The following is an 18,394-nucleotide window of genomic DNA, read 5'->3' on the forward strand; positions in this document are numbered from 1 at the left end:
CCACTGCTTTTTCTTGTGAATGCAAAACGCCCCCGCAGGCTTGGCCTGTGGGGGCGTTTTGTTCTGGCTTGATGATGCATTGAACATCACACATCACTGGGGAGTCATGTGCATGGCTCCTGGATCAAGCCATCAGGGCTTGCGCGGTCCACGCGGCTTGCCACGTCCCTTGCCAGCATTATGCTCGGCCTGCTCACGCAGCGCACGAGCTTCGCGCGCGTCCAGCGGCTTACCAACCTCGGAAGTGCCTTCAGGACGCTTCTTCGCCGCGTATTTTTTCGGCAGCTTCGTGGTGCTGCTCGGGTTCACCTGACCATCACGACCAATCGCAGGCGTGCTGCGCATATTGACGCGCGTCGCCCCCTCTCTGCGGTCGCTCCCCGGCATGCTGGAAGACCAATCGCTCCAGCCTGACTTGTCCTTGCCGCCCGCTTCGCCCTTGCCACGCGGACGGGCCGGCTCAGCATGAGAGGACGAACGTTCAGAAGGCTTGTCACTGACACGCTTTTCGCTCGGTGCCGAGTGACCATGCACCTGGTCCTTGACCTGCGCCTTGATGCTTGTCTTCGGCTTGGCAGTCGCCGAATGGCGCTTGCCCTTGGCTTTCGGTGTCGCGCTGTCGGTACGCACACGCGGCTTGGCCCAGCCTTCCCCACGCTTGAGCTTCTCGCGCTTGGGCTTGGCTTGGGTCACCTCAACTTCAGTGTCGCGCTTGACCTTCTGATTAAGCTTGCGCAGCGTCAGAAGGCGCTCGCGCGGCATGGCTTTGGGCTCGCTACGCGCACGCGCGACTTCTTCCGTCAGCCACCAAAGGCTCTTGTGCTCGACAGCGACCGATTGTGGTGCCGGCAAGGCGCCCTTGAGTACCTCGACCACTTCCTGCATGGCGGTGGTAAAGAGACGATCAAACTGCCACGGCGGGTTGATCACCAGCATGCCAGACCCATACATGCCGTGCTCGCCTTCCGGCGTATCGATGAGCAGCTCACTGCGCCACATCGGCGCGGGCGACTGCTTCTTGAGGCGCTCGAGAAGATCATGCTGACGTCCTGCCGGCAGCATGGGATACCAGATCATGATGGTCGCGTGGCGCGACTTGCGCAGCGTCTCTACCACGACTTCTGCCACATCACGATATTCATTCTTGAGCTCATAGCTGGGGTCGATCAACACCGCCACACGCGGCGTGGTGACCGGTACCGCCGCCAACAGACCAGAAAGACCGTCCTGCTGGCGACGCATGACCTTGCCAAGGCTGTCACGCTGAACCGGCGCCTGATCAAAGTGGTAGATCTCACCCGGGTGCAGTTCATAAGCCAACAATCTGTCACCGCGACGCAGCGACTGGCTCAGCCACCACGGCGAGCCAGGATAGACACTTAGCTCACTGGCATTGTTCTTCCCGGCATCCGGCTGCATGTCGGCCAGACGGGCCAACCAGCGAGCAATTGGCTTATCCGTCGCTCGCTGCAACATGTCACCGCTTTCACTCAACCATCGGCTGCGTGTCTGCCACAACGGCAGAACACCCTGCTCGTACTCACGCAGTTGTTCTGTCTCGCGTGCCGCCAAGGGATACCAGCCACGACCTGCGTGAGTGTCTATGAACGTAACGGGAGACTCTTTACGTAATAGCTGTTCTGCCAGTGTATTGGCTAGCAGATGCTTGTGCAGGTCGGCAAAGTTACCTGCGTGATAGGCGTGCTGATAGGCGAGCAAGAGCGCCTCCTTGATACGGCAATGTCTGCGACGCCTTGCAGGTCGGCAAACGGAAATCTGGGGGGCGGCGTTAAGGGAAGGCCACCGAGGGGGCTGAAGGATAGCAGAGATGGCTCACCATCACCGGAAAAGCCATGCTTCATAGACAACAAGGCCCGCGCCGGAGCGCGAGCCTTGTTGTCATATCTTTTGACTTCGATGCATCACTTTCACATCACTGCACCTGATGGCATGGCGCAGTACTGGTAGCGTTTAGCTCTCCAGCGGGGTCAGCGTGATTTCGACACGACGATTCTGGGCGCGACCTGACGTCGTATCGTTGGATGCCACCGGGCTGGCTTCGCCATAACCGCGCATGTTCAGACGATTGAAGGCGATACCACCACTAGCCAGATAGTTGCCTACCGATTGAGCGCGGAGCTCGGAAAGGTTCTGGTTGTAGTTGCTGGCACCCGTGGAATCGGTGTAGCCGGCAATGTTCACGCGAGTCTCATCATATTCCTTGAGGACGGTGATCACGCCATCCATGACCGGCTGGATCTGGCCGGACAAAGTGCTGGAATCGGAGCCGAAGGTGACATTGGACGGCAGATTGAGAATGATCTGATCGCCGACACGCGTGACGCTGACGCCAGTGCCCTGGAGCTGCTGACGCAGCTTGGATTCCTGTACATCCATGTAATAGCCAATACCACCACCGGCGGCAGCACCGGCGGCAGCGCCGATCAGCGCCTTGTCGAGACGGTGGTTGCCGCTCTTGGTAGCACCGGCAATCGCGCCAACCACAGCGCCAATACCGGCGCCTTTGGCTGCGCTGGAAGTCTGCTGCTCATTGGTATACGGATTGGTCGTGCTGCAACCCGCCATCGCAACGGCAGCTGCCAGCGGCAGTGCCAGGAGTACGGACTTCTTCATGGTAACGCTCCCTATCTTCACTCTCATGAAAGGCAAAACGACAACCGCCTACTGCGGTTATCAAGGTGTTGATCATGCCTGATCGTTCAGGCGTCGAACATGGCCAGCAGGTCATTCAAAAACAGTAACCCTTGAGGCGTAGCGCATAATCGCGAGGCATCCTCTCGGATAAGGCCACGTTCACGTGCCTGACCTAGTGTCGGTTCAAGCACCTCAGGACCCAGCCCAGTAGTGCGCTGCAGCGTCGCTAAACTGACACCGTCAGTGAGTCGCAGGGCATTCATCATGAATTCCAGCGCTAAATCGTCACGAGCAATATCCTGCTGGCCGGCAAGGAATCCGCGCGGATCCTGCATCCTACGTAAATAGGCGTCAGGCTGACGACTCTTCCAACGACGCTGAAGCCGTGGCAGGGCCACCAGTTCTCCATTGCCATCTGCTTCCAATAGAGTGAGCTTGCCATGTGCGCCAGCACCGATGCCAAGATAGTCACCAAACTGCCAGTAGTTCAGGTTGTGGCGAGATCTACGACTCTCAAGCGCGTAGGCTGAAATTTCATAGCGTTGAAATCCCGCTGCTTCTAACTCGGCATGGCCGTGATCCTGAATATCCCACAGCAGATCATCCTCCGGCAGTACCGGCGGACGTGAATAGAACTCGGTATTGGGCTCCAGCGTCAGCTGATACCAGGAGAGATGGCTAGGCCCCAACGCCAAGGCACGCCGAATATCATCCAACGCCGTTTCCAGTGTCTGTCCCGGCAATCCATGCATCAGATCGATGTTGAAGTTATTGAACCCTGCCGCTTGCGCACTGGCAACCGCACGCTCTGCTTCCTCGGCCGAGTGGATACGCCCCAGCACGCTGAGCTGCTCCGGCTGGAAAGTTTGCACGCCCAGCGATAACCGATTGATTCCAGCGGCACGGTAAGCGGCAAAGCGTCCCTGTTCAAGCGTACCAGGATTAGCCTCTAGCGTGATTTCACAATCAGCAGATAGCGTCATGCGCTCGCGGATGCCATCAAACAGCCGCTGATAGGCCTTACCGCTCAACAAGCTGGGCGTGCCGCCGCCAATGAATACGCTATGCAGTTCACGCTCAGGCTGATCTTCAAGCAACTGCAGGTCTTGATCGAGGTCCATCAGTAGAGCAGTGATGTACTCCTCTTCCGGCAAACCCGCGTCACGCCCCACACCGTGGGAGTTGAAGTCGCAATACGGACATTTGCGCACACACCAAGGCACATGAATATAGAGCGATAAGGGGGGCAGCATTTCGGCAGACATCACGTACGCTCACGCAGCTCGGAGAGCGCATCAAGTAGCTGGTGCATAGCGCGGCCGCGATGGCTTAGGCGATTCTTGGTCGCAGCATCGAGTGCCGCGGCGGTCATGCCCTGATCAGGTAGCCAGAACAACGGGTCGTAGCCAAAGCCGCCTTCGCCAGCAGGGGCATTCAATACACGCCCCTCCCAACTGGCCTGCACGATGATCGGCACCGGATCCTCGGCATGACGTAAATATACCAGCACACACCAGTAACGTGCCGTGCGCTCTGCTTCGGGCACACCCTCCAAAGCGGCTAGCAGTGCGGCATTATTATCATCATCCCCTTGTCCTTGCTGACGACGTGCCGCAAAACGCGCGGAATAGATACCCGGCTCTCCACTCAATGCATCTACTTCAATTCCCGAATCGTCAGCCAACGCCGGCAGCCCCGTGGTATGGGCAGCATGGCGCGCCTTGATCAAGGCGTTCTCGACAAAGGTCAGCCCCGTCTCGTCAGCGTCGCTCACTCCCAACTGCCCCTGAGGAATCAGATCAATGCTCAGCGGGGCGAGCAGATGGGAAAATTCGCGCAGCTTGCCAGCATTGCCACTGGCCAGCACGAGAGAGGAAGCGGGCATGAATATCTCCGAAGTTATCACTGGGGAAGGTAGCGCTATTAATGACATCAGTACGCGACGATGCAGGAGGTAATGCCACATTCTACCGCGTGAGTCCGATGCGTACACGCGAGAGACTGTGACCATGGCAGATGAGGCACCTACCCCCGAGGACTTATGAAACTCATGCTTCCAGTCTTGGCCTCATGCCGACCGATACTCCCGATTAACCTCAGTAATAGCTCATGCCTGAACAGGGTTTTTCTGTGTCTGATGGCTAGCGAGTAGCCTCTCGACCTTAAGAATCACGCATAACCCATTGATTAAACATAAGATTATTCATTATCTAAGAATCTATCTGCTTTATGCCATCTAACACTATAGAGATCTGCAACCCGAGGGTGATGCTTGGCTAGACTATAGATGGCCACTGGCCAACTTTTTGATCACTCTGCTTATCAGCATATTAATGATGAGACGGCCCCACAATTGCACGGCAGGAGAGCCCCATGTCCTCAACCAGAATCCTGTTCGTGACGGCTCCCTCGCCACAAACCGAACTTTTCGTCGATTACCTTCGTGAGAAACTGCAGTGCGACGTGGAAGCATGCGATCACGAGGCGCTGCTCCCTTCCGCGCCCTGTCTAGCCTTGATCGATAGTGCCCAGTGCAACCTTACTCAAATGATACGCTGGGGAGGGATCGACAAGATCGCTGCATTCAATGTTGAGCATATCGATGACGCTGTATCTTTATTGTTAAATATTCCTTTTATTGGAATATTTTATCGTCATGACAGCCTTTCACAGATTAGTCAGGGAATAGAAAAGATACTCAATAACGAAATCTGGCTTACTCGTAGCATGATGCAGACACTGATTCGGCATTATCGCCAACAACAACAAATTGCCTTTCATCCGGTCATGGGGCTTACGCAGCGTGAATTGGAAATACTGTCCCTCATTTCCTCGCAACAAAGCAATTCAGATATTGCTCAACGATTGATGCTTAGCCAGCACACTGTCAAGTCACACCTATACAACATCTTCCGAAAAATCAGAGTCCACAATCGTCATCAGGCCATCGAGTGGGCTCACGAGCACCTTAATTTTTACATCCCCCAGCGATCCTCTCATCCAGAAACATGAGGCCAGTGAGTTATTCGGGCTGAGTCTATCGCACGAGACATTGGCACACATGATGAGATCACTGTCTTAATTTCATGCATCACACGCGTAGTAAGTACTTCACTTAGCAGGAATTAACTCCTCACATTCTCCATGTGCGTCGCATTTTCGACACAGGCAATCACCCTAGATACAAAAAGACAACCTGGCTTACAGGATGACATTGAATTGATGCACTCTAGTACTAGATGTGTGGCACCTTTGACCTACACGAAGCCCTGATTAAAAAAGCGCAATGGTCTGGTTTTCTTGCACTCCAGAGAACGACTACCAAGACTTCCTTTTATCTTTCAAAGTTTACGCACTGTTTTTCCTGCTCTTTTTCCAAGCCAGGTATAAAGTAGACGAGAATGGATAAATTGATTAATTTAGCAAGAACTGATTAGAGGTTGCCTTATCTCCACTATCGAGTAATCCTATATAGGTGCTCAGCGCGTAATGCCCGACGTGAATGAGTACCGCCTTACAGGTTCAATCCGATCACGCTTTAGATATGGCTCCACCAAGAAAATAGGTACGACAACTCAGAGGTCTCGCACCATGATTACAGGGAATGCAATGGTGCTGCTGGTGACTGACTGCAATCCGCAGTCGGCGCTGTTTATGGATTACATTCGCCAGCAGCTTGAGTGTCAGGTGGCTTCCGCAAGCCCCGACGAAGACTACACACCTGGGCAGGCAGATAGAACAATCGTGCTGCTAGACACCGATCATGTCGATGAAGGCACGATGCAGCGCTGGGATGCAGATGCAAGCCAGGATGCCAGTGCCGAACTGGCCGCCATCAATATCAGTGATGAAGAAGAAGCTGCCAGCTTACTGGTCAGTACTCATCTCCAAGGTGTGTTCTACCGCCAGGATAGCCTATCGCTGATCAGCAAAGGCATCGCCAAGTTGCTGGAAGGCGATATGTGGATGTCTCGCCCGTTGATGACGCGCCTGCTGGATTTCTATCGCCGTCAGCAGCTCAATGCCTACCGCCCGGTCTGTGGATTGACCCAGCGCGAGGTAGAAATCATCGGCCTGCTGGGTACCGGTGCATCCAATACCGAGATCGCCGATCAGCTGTTCGTCAGTGAACACACGGTCAAGTCGCATCTCTATAATATCTTCCGCAAGATCAAGGTTCATAACCGCATTCAGGCGATGAACTGGGCGCGTCAGAATCTGGCCATGCCGGTTTCACGTACACCGCGCATTGCACGTCGAGCTCAGATGTCGTGATGGGCATGGTCAGCCGCCATGCACTCGCCTGGGGATTGACGCTCTGCTATATGTCGACCGCCTCCGCGCAAACCGCGCCGGAGGTGGTACGACCGAAGGTCTCGGTCGCCAGCGAGCATCAAGGATCAGATACTCAAGGCGAGGACGGCGTTGCGATCACGCAGACACACCCCACACTTAGCGATGGCCTGAGCGGGGTAATGATTGACCGCACCATGACCATGATAGGCAAAACCTTCTTCCGTCAATTCAGTCAGCAGCGTCTCGATAGCCCCGTGCTACGAAACACGTCGCTGAGTATTCACGAGCGTCCTTCGGCACGCTGGGGAAGTCTTATCTGGATAACGGAAGGCAATACCGTGCTGTATGAAGCGACGTTGCCTCCAAGACTGAACGATGTCGATCTCTATGCGAGTTCAGCGGTAGCAACCGTTTCCGACCAATTCCTGCGGCGCAAGGTACTTGATGCACTGCGCAACGATCCTGATATGGCCGGCGACGAATTTTGATGTACTGCAGACCGAATCAATAATAAATGGGCTCCGGTGACGGAGACCCTAACAATACGCAAGGGAACAGGGGAACATCATGAAGCATCAGACACTTGCCGTGTCGTTGCTGCTCTCGGCGATGCCGCTATATGCCGGTGAGCTCATCTACCAGCCTATCAATCCAAGCTTTGGCGGTAATCCGCTAAATGGCAGCTACCTCCTCAATAAGGCTCAGGTTCAGGATACTCATGACGATCCTGATGCATTTGCCTTCGATAGCCTTTCCGATACACAGCTCTTCATCAATGACCTTCGCAATAGCCTGGTCTCCGATGCCATCACCGATGCCGTCGATGCTGCTGAACCCGGACGCTCAAGCGTAATAGACAGTGCTCAATTGCGCATAGAGGTCGTCAGTAACGGCAATGGAGGCTTCTCGATGCAGGTCCTTGACCGCGCAACCGGAGAAACCACCGTCATCAACCTTGGTACGTCAGGTAACACTTTCTGACCTCGACTTCTGATGAAGGGTATCGCGAATGAAGCTGCTTTCTTCCCTGCTGGCTGTTGCTGGCCTGGCGCTCTCCGGCTGCGCCCCAATGGTAGCCAACACTGATGGCTTGGCGGGTGTACCCAGCACCTTGATGCCAAGAACTTCCACCTATAGTGACTTGATCAACCTGCCGAAACCGGCAGGGCGTATCCCTGTCGCCATCTACGATTTTCGTGATCAAACAGGTCAGTATCGTCCTGCCCCGGCAAGTACCTTCTCTACTGCTGTCACTCAAGGCGGCGCCGCCATGTTGAGTGCCGCGCTGGCAGACTCTGGATGGTTTATTCCGCTGGAGCGTGTTGGGCTTCAAAATCTGCTGACCGAACGCAAGATCATCCGTGCCAATCTAGAGCGCACAGGTCGCAGCAATGACCTAGAGGCACTCCAGGCTGCTAATCTGCTCTTCGAGGGAGGAATCATCGCTTTTGATTCCAATGTGAGAACTGGTGGCTCCGGAGCTGAGTACTTCGGCATTGGAGCTTCGGGGCAGTATCAGGTCGACCAGGTGACCATCAATCTACGTGCCGTTGATATCACTACCGGTCAGGTGATCGCCAACGTCAATACAAGCAAAACGATCTTCTCTCGTGAGCTTCGTGCCGGCGTCTATCGCTTCATCGACTTCAAGCGCCTGCTGGAAGTCGAAACCGGCTATACCAACAACGAACCCGTACAACTGGCCGTCATGTCTGCCATTGAGTCTGCCGTCATTCACCTCATTGCCCAAGGGGTAGATCGCCAGCTGTGGGCCTTGGCAAATCCTGCCGAGATGCAGCAGTCAGAATTGATGGACTATCTGCAGGCACCAACGCCCATGCTGTAGCCCCCCGTTGTATCGATAGGTCTACGATGAGGGCGCAGGATAACGAAGAAAGGCACCTTTCCAGAGGTGCCTTTCTTCGCTCTTATATATAAACAAAAAATAATGTATTAATATAAAATATAATGAATCATTGACGGCATTAGATATAGCATACCAAGATGATTATCCCTTCCCTCAACATTATTGACTCACTCCTCACTATTCATCATTAACGTACTACTTTTTTCAATACGCTAAAGTAAGCTTCTCCTCACTCTTACAATCCTGAAAAGGGCTGATGGCGTACTGCTCTGCAAAGGTCAATAGTTAGTACCAATAAGAATACGACCAGGATGGGCCTTCGCCATGATTCAGGGACACAAGCAGTATCATAGAGTGTTGCAGGCAGGGCTATTTTCCTTATCGCTTTCCGCCAGTCTGTCTGTGATAGCCAGTGACTTGGCTGTCAGCTCTGAACTTGAACATGGCCGCTCAGTGTCCTCGGTCAACCAGCAGGGCTATTACAATACTGCCGATGTTCATCAGCAAGGTGCTGCAAACTATTCACTGATAGCCCAGCAAGGTTCACTCAACCATTCGCAAATAGTGCAGCGAGGGAGGAGTAATGCTGCTCAGACCCTACAGGCCGGGGCGCTGAATGAAGCCAACATTCTCCAGCAAGGTCAGTATCACGATGCGCTGATTCTTCAACAAGGAATCTCGCAAACGGCAGCCATTCAACAGACGGGCATCGGCGGTAGCGCTGCACTCATCCAGCAAGGCAGTAGCCAGATACCAGTCAGCATTACACAGCATGCTCGTGGCCGCATGCAAGTACAGGTTATTCAAAAATAATGCCAAGTACATACCATTATATACGCGACGCTCTGATCCTGGTTGCCTTTTCATCGAGGTGATTATAAAAATCACATGATGGGGAATTGGAAAGTATAACAACAGCATTATCACTAAAAGAAAAACAGTTTGCAGTAAAGCATGGTGGTCATGATCATCGAAGGGGTGAAGCACGACACCATGTGATGGGGATGTAATGTAGTTAATAATAAAAACACAAATGACATAATGACTAATACAAGGGAACACACATGAAAATTCAGATGAGCCTTCTCGCCGTCGCTATCGCCTTCTCCTCGCATGCCATGGCTGATGGTAATAACTCTGATCTCGATCAGATCGGCTTCAATAACCAGGCAGAGATCGCCCAGACACCGAGAGACGGTGGTAACAACAATAGTAATCATCGCAGTGATGTTGAACAGACGGGTGTTTACAACAAGACTTCTGTCTATCAGAGCGGTGTCACCAGCACGGTCCGGATCAATCAACTCGGGGGTGGTAACAAGACAACCGCTGAGCAGTATGGCAGTACTGAAAGAGGATTCATCGATCAGGTCGGTGCACTGAACACAGCGAACCTGCATCAGAAAAGCTTCAAAAATACAGCGCGCATCAGTCAGTCAGGATATCGCAACCTCTCTAACTCATCACAAGGTGACAGTGGCCCCAATTCCAGCGGTAAGCACAATGTGCTGAGTGTCACGCAAGAAGGCGGCTTCAATGTATCGACGGCAACCCAAAGCGGCAGCTATGAAAGAGCTCGCGTGGCGCAGGCCGGCCTCATGCATGACTCCGATATCCTGCAGGACGGCGAGAATAATCGTGCGAGCGTCAGCCAGGAAGGTCGCTTCCACAATTCTACGGTCACCCAGACCGGCACCAACAGCCAAGCACTGGTCGTCCAGACTGGCTCTCGCATTGACTCCACGGTCACCCAGAGTGGCAATGAGCAGCGCGCCCGCGTCATTCAAGGCGGTAGCTCCCATGACTCATTGGTCACACAGAGCGGGTCAGCCAACACCGCCCTCGTGACACAGTCTGACATGCTGCAATACTCCGACATCAGCCAGTCTGGTAGTGAGAATCTGGCCGTCAACACTCAGAGCGGTTACTTCAACCTCGCCATCGTGGAGCAGACTGGCACCAACAGTGACTCCTTGATTACCCAGACGGGTCTCAACGATCATGCTCGCGTACAGCAGTCCGGTAGCGGCCAGCGCTCCGATATTCTCCAGCAAGCCGGTGGCTTCATGAGCTTTGCCGCCAACCGCGCTCACGTGGTTCAGACTGGCGCAGCCAACACGTCCAGCGTGACCCAGACCGGTGGTGGCAACATTGCCAACGTGATGCAGTACTGATCATTCACTCACCGTCTGACATGTTTTGACAGAACCCCGCGTACGCGGGGTTTTTTGATTCAGGCAAGCCGAACTGGAACATGACATGCATACCGACAAGAAGGCCGCTGACAGTCATGCCAGCGGCCTTCTTGGTGATTCAGAGAATCAGTCGAGCGTCACTCTTTCACTATCACTTCGTAGCAGGCGTCAGTGATTGCTTCGGGAACGACTGACGGTAGCTTGTGAGGCTCTCATCAACCATCTTGCGCCCCTTGTTGATCTGAGCATTACCACTGCTGATACGCGACTTGCCCTTCTTGATCTGCTTGTTGCCCTTGTCGATCAATGACTGGCCCTTGCGCACATTGGCTTCACCATCGTTGACCAGATCCTCACCGCCGACAACCTGTTTCTCTCCGGTCGCCACCAGCGTGTTACCGCTTTCCCAACTATCGGCCATCTGGTCACGGACTTTCGCAACGGCCTTGGCTTCATCAGCTTGGCCGCGCATCAGATCTGCTGTTGTGGGCTGGTTAGAGCAACCCGTGAATAAAACAATACCGAAAACTGCGACGGCTGTACGCATTGCAAAAAACTTACGCATATAAAAATTCCAATAAAAATCAGTAACCTGAAAAACAAGTGGCAATGTTGAATACCCCTGCTGATGGGCTGCTGTTGAGGGGTGGGTGAGAAATAAGAAGCTCAGGTACACATGACTTGATACATGAGCTGACCATGCACCAGGTCATGCATCAAGTCATGCGCCAGATATGCCAGCTCAGCTGTCATATCTGGCGTCAGAACCATAAGCAGAGCTAGTGCAGACGAAGCTGCTCGCGAATCAAGCGGACCAACGTGACGTTGGCATTCGGGGCCGTGGTATCGATGTGAACCAGTTGGCCGTGCTCCTCTGCCGCGAAGGGCTCTCGGTTAGCCAACTGTTTGTCGAGTACTTCCAAGCCAGCCTCAGAAACCTCACCGCTACGCCGACTACGCTTGATGATACGCTGACGTAGCGTGTCGTCATCAGCCTCAAAACTGATCATCAGTACCGGCAGACCACGGGCCTCTGCCTCATGACGCAAACGGTCACGCTGCGCTTTCTTCAAGCAGGTCGCATCAATGCAGACCGGAATACCAGACTCGAGCAACGTAGCGGATAAAGTGGACAAGCGTTCGTAAGTCGCGTGCGTCGCGTGTGGCGTATAAATACCACCATTCAGGTCAGAGCGAGTGTCATCATCAGCGGAAAATCCGTAAAGACGCTTACGCTCTACATCGCTACGAATCCGCACTCCTCCCAGCTCACGTACCATCTCTTCAGTGAAACGACTCTTGCCACTGCCTGATACGCCCACCCCGATAATCATGTAGGGGAAACGAATCTCGCTATAGCGCTCCGCCAGTCCGATATAACGTTCGTACTCCGCCTGTACATCGGCACGGTCGGCGTCACTTAGCTCCGGTTGGTGATAACGAATCATCGCTACCTTGGCACGAATGAGCGCACGATAAATCTTGTAGTACGGCAGCAAACGCACCAAAGAGTAGTCACCGGATAACTCGAGATAACGATTCAATGCGTGATGTGCAAAAGCGGGTTCATCACGCGCCTCGAGATCCATCACCAAAAAAGCCAGATCGCAGCCGACATCATTCCAACGAAGCTCTTCGTTGAACTCGATTCCATCAAATAACAGTGCACGGCCTTCGTGACGCACCGCATTACCCAGATGAATGTCACCGTGGGTTTCACGCACGAAACCTTCCTGCCAACGCCGCTCGAACTCCGGATTGAGGCGCTGGAAGGTTTCTTCTGTCCATTGTTGAAGCAGCCCAAGCCGGCTAACCGCCTCACCATTATTCGCAAGCCGCGGGCGAATCAGCTCGAATTCATTATCAATGGTACGGCGAACCATCTGTGGGCTGCCCAGGTCGCTATCGCCCTGGATACGTTCAGCCTGCTCGTGGAAAGCCACAAGCTGATCGACTAGATCGTCCAGTAGCTCAAGCGATAGCTCACCACTGGCCTGCAAGGCACTAAACAGATGACGATTGGAGAACTGGCGCATTTTTACCGCATACTCAAATACCGCACTCTCATCATCCATCCGTGGCGCTTCCGGTGTACCGGAAATAGCCACGGTATCCAGATAGAGAGAGGGTGCCAGACGACGGTTAAGACGCACTTCCTGCTCGCAAAGATACTTGCGCCGCTCCAGTGTGGAGAAATCCAGGAAGCTGCCAAAATCTACCGGCTTCTTGATCTTGTAGGCGTAATCGCCGGTTAGCACGATCCACGAAATATGGGTCTCGTGCACCTCGACATCCTTCACGGGGTGATCGAAGCATCCGGCAGTGTGAAGGGCTCGAATCAGGGCCTGGCTCAAGGTCATCTCCGCTAAGGCAAGCTGGCTATAAGGTCATTAGCGCAATCGCTATCGTTGGCGGCAAGTGTACCGGATGGTAGCCCAACCGGCAGCACGTCGATCAGACCGGAGCCAGCACTGACACACGTACTGGCTCACATGCTGGCCCAAACACTCGCTCAGATGCTGCCCATTAGACGCTGGCAGTCATCTTTGCAAAAACGCGCTCAGCCGCGTCTAACGTGGCCTGAATATCCACATCGCTGTGAGCTGCCGACATGAAACCCGCCTCGTAAGCAGACGGTGCCAGATAAATACCTTCATCGAGCATACCGTTGAAAAAGGTCACGAAATCTTCCTGACGGCAGCGAGTCGCTGACTGGAAGTTACTCACCGCCGACTCATCAGTGAAGAAAACACCGAACATGCCGCCCGCGCGCTGAGTGATGAGGCGAATACCGGCAGCACTAGCACGCTGCTCAAGCCCTTCACACAGCATCTCAACCTTGCGAGTCAGTTCGATATGAAAGCCCGGCACACGCAGCTTGCGTAGCAACGCCACGCCTGCGGCCATCGCCAGCGGGTTTCCTGCCAGCGTACCGGCCTGATAGACCGGCCCCAGCGGTGACAGATGATGCATGATCTCGCGCTTGCCGCCGAAGGCGCCGACTGGCATGCCGCCCCCGACGATCTTGCCCAGGCAGGTCAGATCCGGCGTGATGCCGTAATGCGCCTGAGCACCACCCAGCGCGACACGGAAGCCCGTCATCACCTCATCGAGGATCAGCACGCTGCCATGGGCATCACACACTTCACGCAGGCTCTCCAGGAAGCCCGGCACCGGCGGAATGCAGTTCATGTTGCCGGCCACCGGCTCGACGATGATGCAGGCGATCTGATCACCCAGCTCGGCGAAGCAACGGCGCACACCTTCGGCGTCGTTGTAGTCCAGCGTGATGGTGTGCTCGGCAAGCGAGGCCGGCACACCGGGCGAACTGGGCTCACCGTGTGTCAGCGCACCAGAACCGGCCTTGACCAGCAGCGAGTCAGAATGGCCGTGATAATTACCCTCGAACTTGACGATCTTGTCTCGCCCCGTGAAACCACGCGCCAGACGAATTGCCGACATGGTGGCCTCGGTACCCGAGTTGGTCATGCGCACCATGTCGAGGCTAGGCAGCATTTCGCAGATCAGCTCAGCCATCTCTGACTCGATCTCGGTTGGCGCACCGAAGGACAGACCGCTCTCGAGACGCTGGCGCACGGCTTCCAGCACATCTTCATCGGCATGACCGGTGATCATCGGCCCCCAGGAGCCGACGTAATCGATATAGCGCGTGTTCTCGACATCAAACAGATAGGCGCCCTTGGCATGATCAATGAATACCGGCGGACGATGCAGTCCCTTGAAGGCGCGAACCGGGGAATTGACGCCACCGGGAATATGGCGGCTGGCGCGTTCGAACTGGGCAGCGGACGTGGTCATGACATACCTCTTGAAAGCAGCGGCAACATGGAAGCCGCAAGACAGGAAACGGGAGGAAGAGACGCGGTACGTAAAAAGGGGGTGTGGATAATTCAGTGAGCCGCATCTGCCTCATGTGAGGCCATGCAGCAGCCACGCTCGACACGTCACCCCTTGTGGATAGATCTCTTCCCCATGATGGGGACAGCTTAACGCGAGAAGAGGGAATGATGCAGCTGAAGCTGGCTATCGCCAAGGTAGGTACTGGGCATTCATCAGGCTACCGCGCAGTTGACGATCATGGCCTGCCGCAAGGCTCTGCCAGGTGGCCTGTTGTGCTTCGTGCCAAGCGGGCTCCAGTGACATACCCTGTGCCAACCGCACCGCGAGATGTGAAGCCAGGGTGCAGCCACTGCCGTGATAACTGCCAGGTAGACGCGGGCAGTCCAGCGAAAGTATTGGAAGGTTGCGGCGATATAGATAATGCAGGATGTCTGTGGCTTGCGCTGCGCTCGCCTGCTGCTCACTGGCCAACGGGTCAGTCCCCGTCACCAGCACCGCGCCCACTCCCATCGCCAGTAGCCGTTCGACCTGAGCATCAGCTCTGTCATCAGCTCTATCAGTACTGGCATCAGTGCTGGTACCTGCTGTCAGGCCACTCAAGCGCACCAACTCCACACGATTGGGAGTCACGACATCCACGCGGGACATCAATGTCTCGCGCGCCAGCTCGATCAGCGATTCGCTGGATAGCTCACAGCCACCGCCAGCCTTCAGTACCGGATCCCACACGACGGGCAGCATCGGCCAACGCGCTCGAAGCTCATCGATCAACGCCACGGCGGCGACCAATGACTCATGACTGGCGAGTAGCCCGATCTTGAGCGCCTGCGGGCGAAAGTCGTCGATTAGCGCACGCGCCATGCCCAGTATCGACTCGCCGGATTGCGGCATGACAGCCCTGACATTGCAGGAATTCTGCACCGTCAAGGCTGTGGGTACCGTCAATGCCCAGCCACCGCCAGTACGAATCGCCTCGCTATCGGCGATCAGCCCGGCACCACCACTGGGGTCGTGGCCTGCCAGTACCAGTACGTAGCATGGCGTCTTTTCAGACTCGAGACTGGGCACTGACATTACCTCAGAACGGTTTGACGATGACGCAGATGACGATCACGACCAGCATCAGCACCGGCACTTCATTGAAGAAGCGGAAGTAGCGCGACGTCTTGTGACAGTTATCCGCCGCCAGCTTCTTCATGTAGAGGCCACAGGCGTGGTGATAGCCGATCAGCAGTACGACCATGGTCAGCTTGAGGTGCATCCAGCCCATGCTCATGAAGCTCGGCACCAGTGCCAACAGCCAGATACCCAATACAAGGGTCGCGATCATCGACGGTATCATGATGCCGCGGTAGAGCTTGCGCTGCATGGTCTTGAAGTAAGCAATCGCCTGACTATCACCGGCGTCACGCGCCTCGACGTGATAGACGAACAGACGCGGCATATAGAATAGGGCCGCAAACCAGCACACTACGGCGATCAGATGAAAGGCCTTGATCCACAAGTACATGGGATAACTCCGTCAGTCAGGGGCGGAAAGGTCGGGATGAGGTCTGTCATGAAGGGCTGTCACGTCCGAGCACGACAAGGTGCCATGTTCGGTGCCGGACGCCCATGCGGTATCGAGTCACAGGACGTGGCGTCATCGAGACTACACCCCTTCAAGGGGTATAGCGGTAGTAACTCTCGATGGCATCCCGCGTGATGATACCGGAAATCTTGCGAATCATAGGCGCGGTGGTGTGCTCTACATAGAGAGCATCAATATTGGTCGGCAACAATCGCTCATAGGCTTCTGATAGTGTGGCCTGCAGATGGATGGGCGCGAGATCCAGGCGTTGGGCGGGAATCTCGAGCAGATCAAGCTCTTCGTGTTCACTCCAGTGTTCATCCATCAGAACACGCACTAGATCCGCAGCCGGCAGCGCGACCATCGGCTTCTCCGGTGTCGAGCGTATTATCACCAGCCACACCGGCTTGCTGTCGAGCAGCGCACGCGCGCGCTCACGACTGATGCGCCGTGCCACGCTGACCACCGAGCGCTCCATCACGGCAGGCACCGCAACACGTGATAGTGCTTGCATCAGAGGCTGCTGCAAAGGATGCAGGCCCTGCGCTGTCAGCGTCGAGATGAAGAACCCCTGACAGCGACACAGCTGGCGACAGGTCAAGCCCGCCACCACTACGGCCAGCATACCGGGCAGAATGATGGTCGGTGAGTGAGTCAGCTCCAACAGTGCCATCAGTGCTGCCAATGGGGCCTGCAATACCGCCCCCATCATGGCGGCCATCCCCAGCAAGGCATACAGCGCGATATCGGAGGCCTGTTCCGGCAAGATAAGACCACCGAGCATCCCCATCAACGCCCCTGCGGCAGCACCGGCGACCACGACGGGACCAATGATGCCGATCGGTACACCGCAAGCCACGCACAGTGCCGACAGGACCAGCTTACCGACGACCAGTGCCAGCAGCACGTCCAGCGCCAGCTGGCTGTCGAGCAGCTGAGCCAGACTGTCGTAACCGATCCCCTGCACCTGCGGATACCACCAGGCAACGCCTGCGGTCGCGACGCCCACCAGCGCCATGCGCATCCACCATGGCAAGCGAGCCGCTAGCGCCTGCTGGCGCGCAAGATGCACGAAGCCTCCCGCTAGCAAGCCAATGATCAATGCCGTGATTATCACCCAAGGCAGATCAAGCAGTGAGTGCAGTAGCAGCGATGGCACCGCGAAGGCCGGTGCCGAGCCGTAAAAGATCTGGGAGACTACGGCACCGGCGGTAGAGGCCAGAATCACCGGCATGAAACCAGTCAGGGTGTACTCCATCATCACCACTTCCATGGCAAAGATGACCCCGGCAATCGGCGTATTGAAAGAAGCAGAAATACCCGCAGCCGTGCCGCAGGCAACCAATACGCGCAGGCTGTTATTGGGCAGCTTCAGCCGTTCACCGATCCAGCTGGAGGCTCCTGCCCCAAGATGGATCGCTGGTCCCTCGCGCCCAGCAGACAATCCGCCAAGCACGCTCACGACTCCCACCACGACCTGATTGAGCCAGCCACGCAATGGCATCTTGCCCTGATGATAGGTGAGCCGCTCAATGACATGCCCAATACCCAGCTTGCGCTGAGCAAGCGGCTGGCGACCGAGCACAATGCCAATCACCAGCACTGCCAGCAGTGGCAGCAGGGCACGGACCCAGGGAGCAAGGCCCTCGAAATTTTCCGGGTTGTCATTCGGCATGAACCCCAATGCCCCGGCGCTGAGCAGCAAACGAAAGCCGACCATCAATGAGCCGGTCAGCAGGCCCGCGACAAGGCCCAGCAAACAGAGCTGGGGAAGGGCATCGACAGCGGCAAGCTTGCGCCGGAAATTATCGAGGCTGGGGCGAGGCAGATGCGGGCGCGTCAAGCGTGACACTCACGACTCCTTGGGTGCACAGTCAGTTGCATCGAGACATCCGTGTTGGCAGCGCATTACTGCCCGCCTGACACCTTGTGTATCATATCGACTACGGC

17 protein-coding genes are annotated in these 18,394 nt (G+C 55.4%); 7 read left to right on the forward strand and 10 right to left on the reverse strand.

Features of this window, described 5'->3' with window-relative positions; all coding sequences use genetic code 11:
- Window positions 1-132: 132 nt before the first annotated feature.
- The 4 genes from CFN46_RS11400 to rdgB form a co-directional block, all read right to left on the reverse strand.
- Window positions 133-1,719 (reverse strand): 23S rRNA (adenine(2030)-N(6))-methyltransferase RlmJ, encoded by a 1,587-nt coding sequence (locus CFN46_RS11400; RefSeq protein ID WP_088743595.1) that lies wholly within the window; start codon window positions 1,717-1,719, stop codon window positions 133-135.
- Window positions 1,720-1,971: 252 nt separating this feature from the next.
- Entirely contained in the window at window positions 1,972-2,634 is a 663-nt protein-coding gene (locus tag CFN46_RS11405) for an OmpA family protein (RefSeq protein ID WP_024951029.1), read from the reverse strand.
- A gap of 86 nt (window positions 2,635-2,720) precedes the next feature.
- Entirely contained in the window at window positions 2,721-3,920 is a 1,200-nt protein-coding gene (hemW, locus tag CFN46_RS11410; RefSeq protein WP_024951028.1) for a radical SAM family heme chaperone HemW, read from the reverse strand.
- Window positions 3,920-4,540, reverse strand: a complete 621-nt coding sequence (gene rdgB, locus CFN46_RS11415) for an RdgB/HAM1 family non-canonical purine NTP pyrophosphatase (protein ID WP_088743596.1) — start codon at window positions 4,538-4,540, stop codon at window positions 3,920-3,922. The genes hemW and rdgB overlap by 1 nt, the downstream gene beginning before the upstream one ends.
- Window positions 4,541-5,028: 488 nt before the next feature.
- On the opposite strand from rdgB, the gene CFN46_RS11420 reads away from it, so the two are divergent.
- The 7 genes from CFN46_RS11420 to CFN46_RS11450 all read left to right on the forward strand — a co-directional run bounded on the left by CFN46_RS11420 (window position 5,029) and on the right by CFN46_RS11450 (window position 10,992).
- Window positions 5,029-5,667, forward strand: a complete 639-nt coding sequence (locus CFN46_RS11420; protein ID WP_024951027.1) for a LuxR C-terminal-related transcriptional regulator — start codon at window positions 5,029-5,031, stop codon at window positions 5,665-5,667.
- 579 nt (window positions 5,668-6,246) lie between these two features.
- Window positions 6,247-6,930, forward strand: a complete 684-nt coding sequence (locus CFN46_RS11425) for a LuxR C-terminal-related transcriptional regulator (protein ID WP_024951026.1) — start codon at window positions 6,247-6,249, stop codon at window positions 6,928-6,930.
- A complete protein-coding gene (locus CFN46_RS11430; RefSeq protein ID WP_024951025.1) occupies window positions 6,930-7,439 on the forward strand; it encodes a CsgE family curli-type amyloid fiber assembly protein in 510 nt (169 codons plus the stop codon). The genes CFN46_RS11425 and CFN46_RS11430 overlap by 1 nt, the downstream gene beginning before the upstream one ends.
- 79 nt (window positions 7,440-7,518) lie before the next feature.
- Window positions 7,519-7,932, forward strand: a complete 414-nt coding sequence (locus CFN46_RS11435) for a curli assembly protein CsgF (RefSeq protein ID WP_024951024.1) — start codon at window positions 7,519-7,521, stop codon at window positions 7,930-7,932.
- A 28-nt stretch (window positions 7,933-7,960) separates the two neighbouring features.
- Window positions 7,961-8,797 (forward strand): CsgG/HfaB family protein, encoded by an 837-nt coding sequence (locus tag CFN46_RS11440; RefSeq protein ID WP_024951023.1) that lies wholly within the window; start codon window positions 7,961-7,963, stop codon window positions 8,795-8,797.
- A gap of 375 nt (window positions 8,798-9,172) precedes the next feature.
- Window positions 9,173-9,631, forward strand: a complete 459-nt coding sequence (locus tag CFN46_RS11445; protein ID WP_176426466.1) for a hypothetical protein — start codon at window positions 9,173-9,175, stop codon at window positions 9,629-9,631.
- Between the two features lie 251 nt (window positions 9,632-9,882).
- Window positions 9,883-10,992, forward strand: coding sequence for a hypothetical protein (locus CFN46_RS11450; RefSeq protein WP_024951021.1), 1,110 nt, complete (start codon window positions 9,883-9,885; stop codon window positions 10,990-10,992).
- A gap of 172 nt (window positions 10,993-11,164) precedes the next feature.
- Here the strand turns inward: CFN46_RS11450 and CFN46_RS11455 are convergent, their stop codons facing one another.
- The 6 genes from CFN46_RS11455 to CFN46_RS11480 form a co-directional block, all read right to left on the reverse strand.
- Window positions 11,165-11,485 (reverse strand): hypothetical protein, encoded by a 321-nt coding sequence (locus CFN46_RS11455; protein ID WP_024951020.1) that lies wholly within the window; start codon window positions 11,483-11,485, stop codon window positions 11,165-11,167.
- 307 nt (window positions 11,486-11,792) lie between these two features.
- Complete coding sequence (locus tag CFN46_RS11460; RefSeq protein ID WP_246116467.1) at window positions 11,793-13,373, reverse strand: bifunctional aminoglycoside phosphotransferase/ATP-binding protein; 1,581 nt, start codon at window positions 13,371-13,373, stop codon at window positions 11,793-11,795.
- A 166-nt stretch (window positions 13,374-13,539) separates the two neighbouring features.
- On the reverse strand, window positions 13,540-14,832 hold the full coding sequence (hemL, locus tag CFN46_RS11465; protein WP_024951018.1) for a glutamate-1-semialdehyde 2,1-aminomutase: 1,293 nt from the start codon (window positions 14,830-14,832) through the stop codon (window positions 13,540-13,542).
- A gap of 225 nt (window positions 14,833-15,057) precedes the next feature.
- Window positions 15,058-15,942 (reverse strand): hydroxymethylpyrimidine/phosphomethylpyrimidine kinase, encoded by an 885-nt coding sequence (locus tag CFN46_RS11470; RefSeq protein WP_051510702.1) that lies wholly within the window; start codon window positions 15,940-15,942, stop codon window positions 15,058-15,060.
- 10 nt (window positions 15,943-15,952) lie between these two features.
- Window positions 15,953-16,384 carry a protoporphyrinogen oxidase HemJ gene (gene hemJ, locus CFN46_RS11475; RefSeq protein ID WP_024951016.1) on the reverse strand — a complete coding sequence of 144 codons (432 nt, stop codon included), beginning with the start codon at window positions 16,382-16,384 and terminating at the stop codon, window positions 15,953-15,955.
- Window positions 16,385-16,535: 151 nt separating this feature from the next.
- Window positions 16,536-18,287, reverse strand: a complete 1,752-nt coding sequence (locus CFN46_RS11480) for a chloride channel protein (RefSeq protein WP_088743653.1) — start codon at window positions 18,285-18,287, stop codon at window positions 16,536-16,538.
- Window positions 18,288-18,394 lie beyond the last annotated feature (107 nt).

The organism is Cobetia sp. QF-1 (assembly GCF_002213105.1).
Classification (GTDB): Bacteria; Pseudomonadota; Gammaproteobacteria; order Pseudomonadales; family Halomonadaceae; genus Cobetia; species Cobetia crustatorum.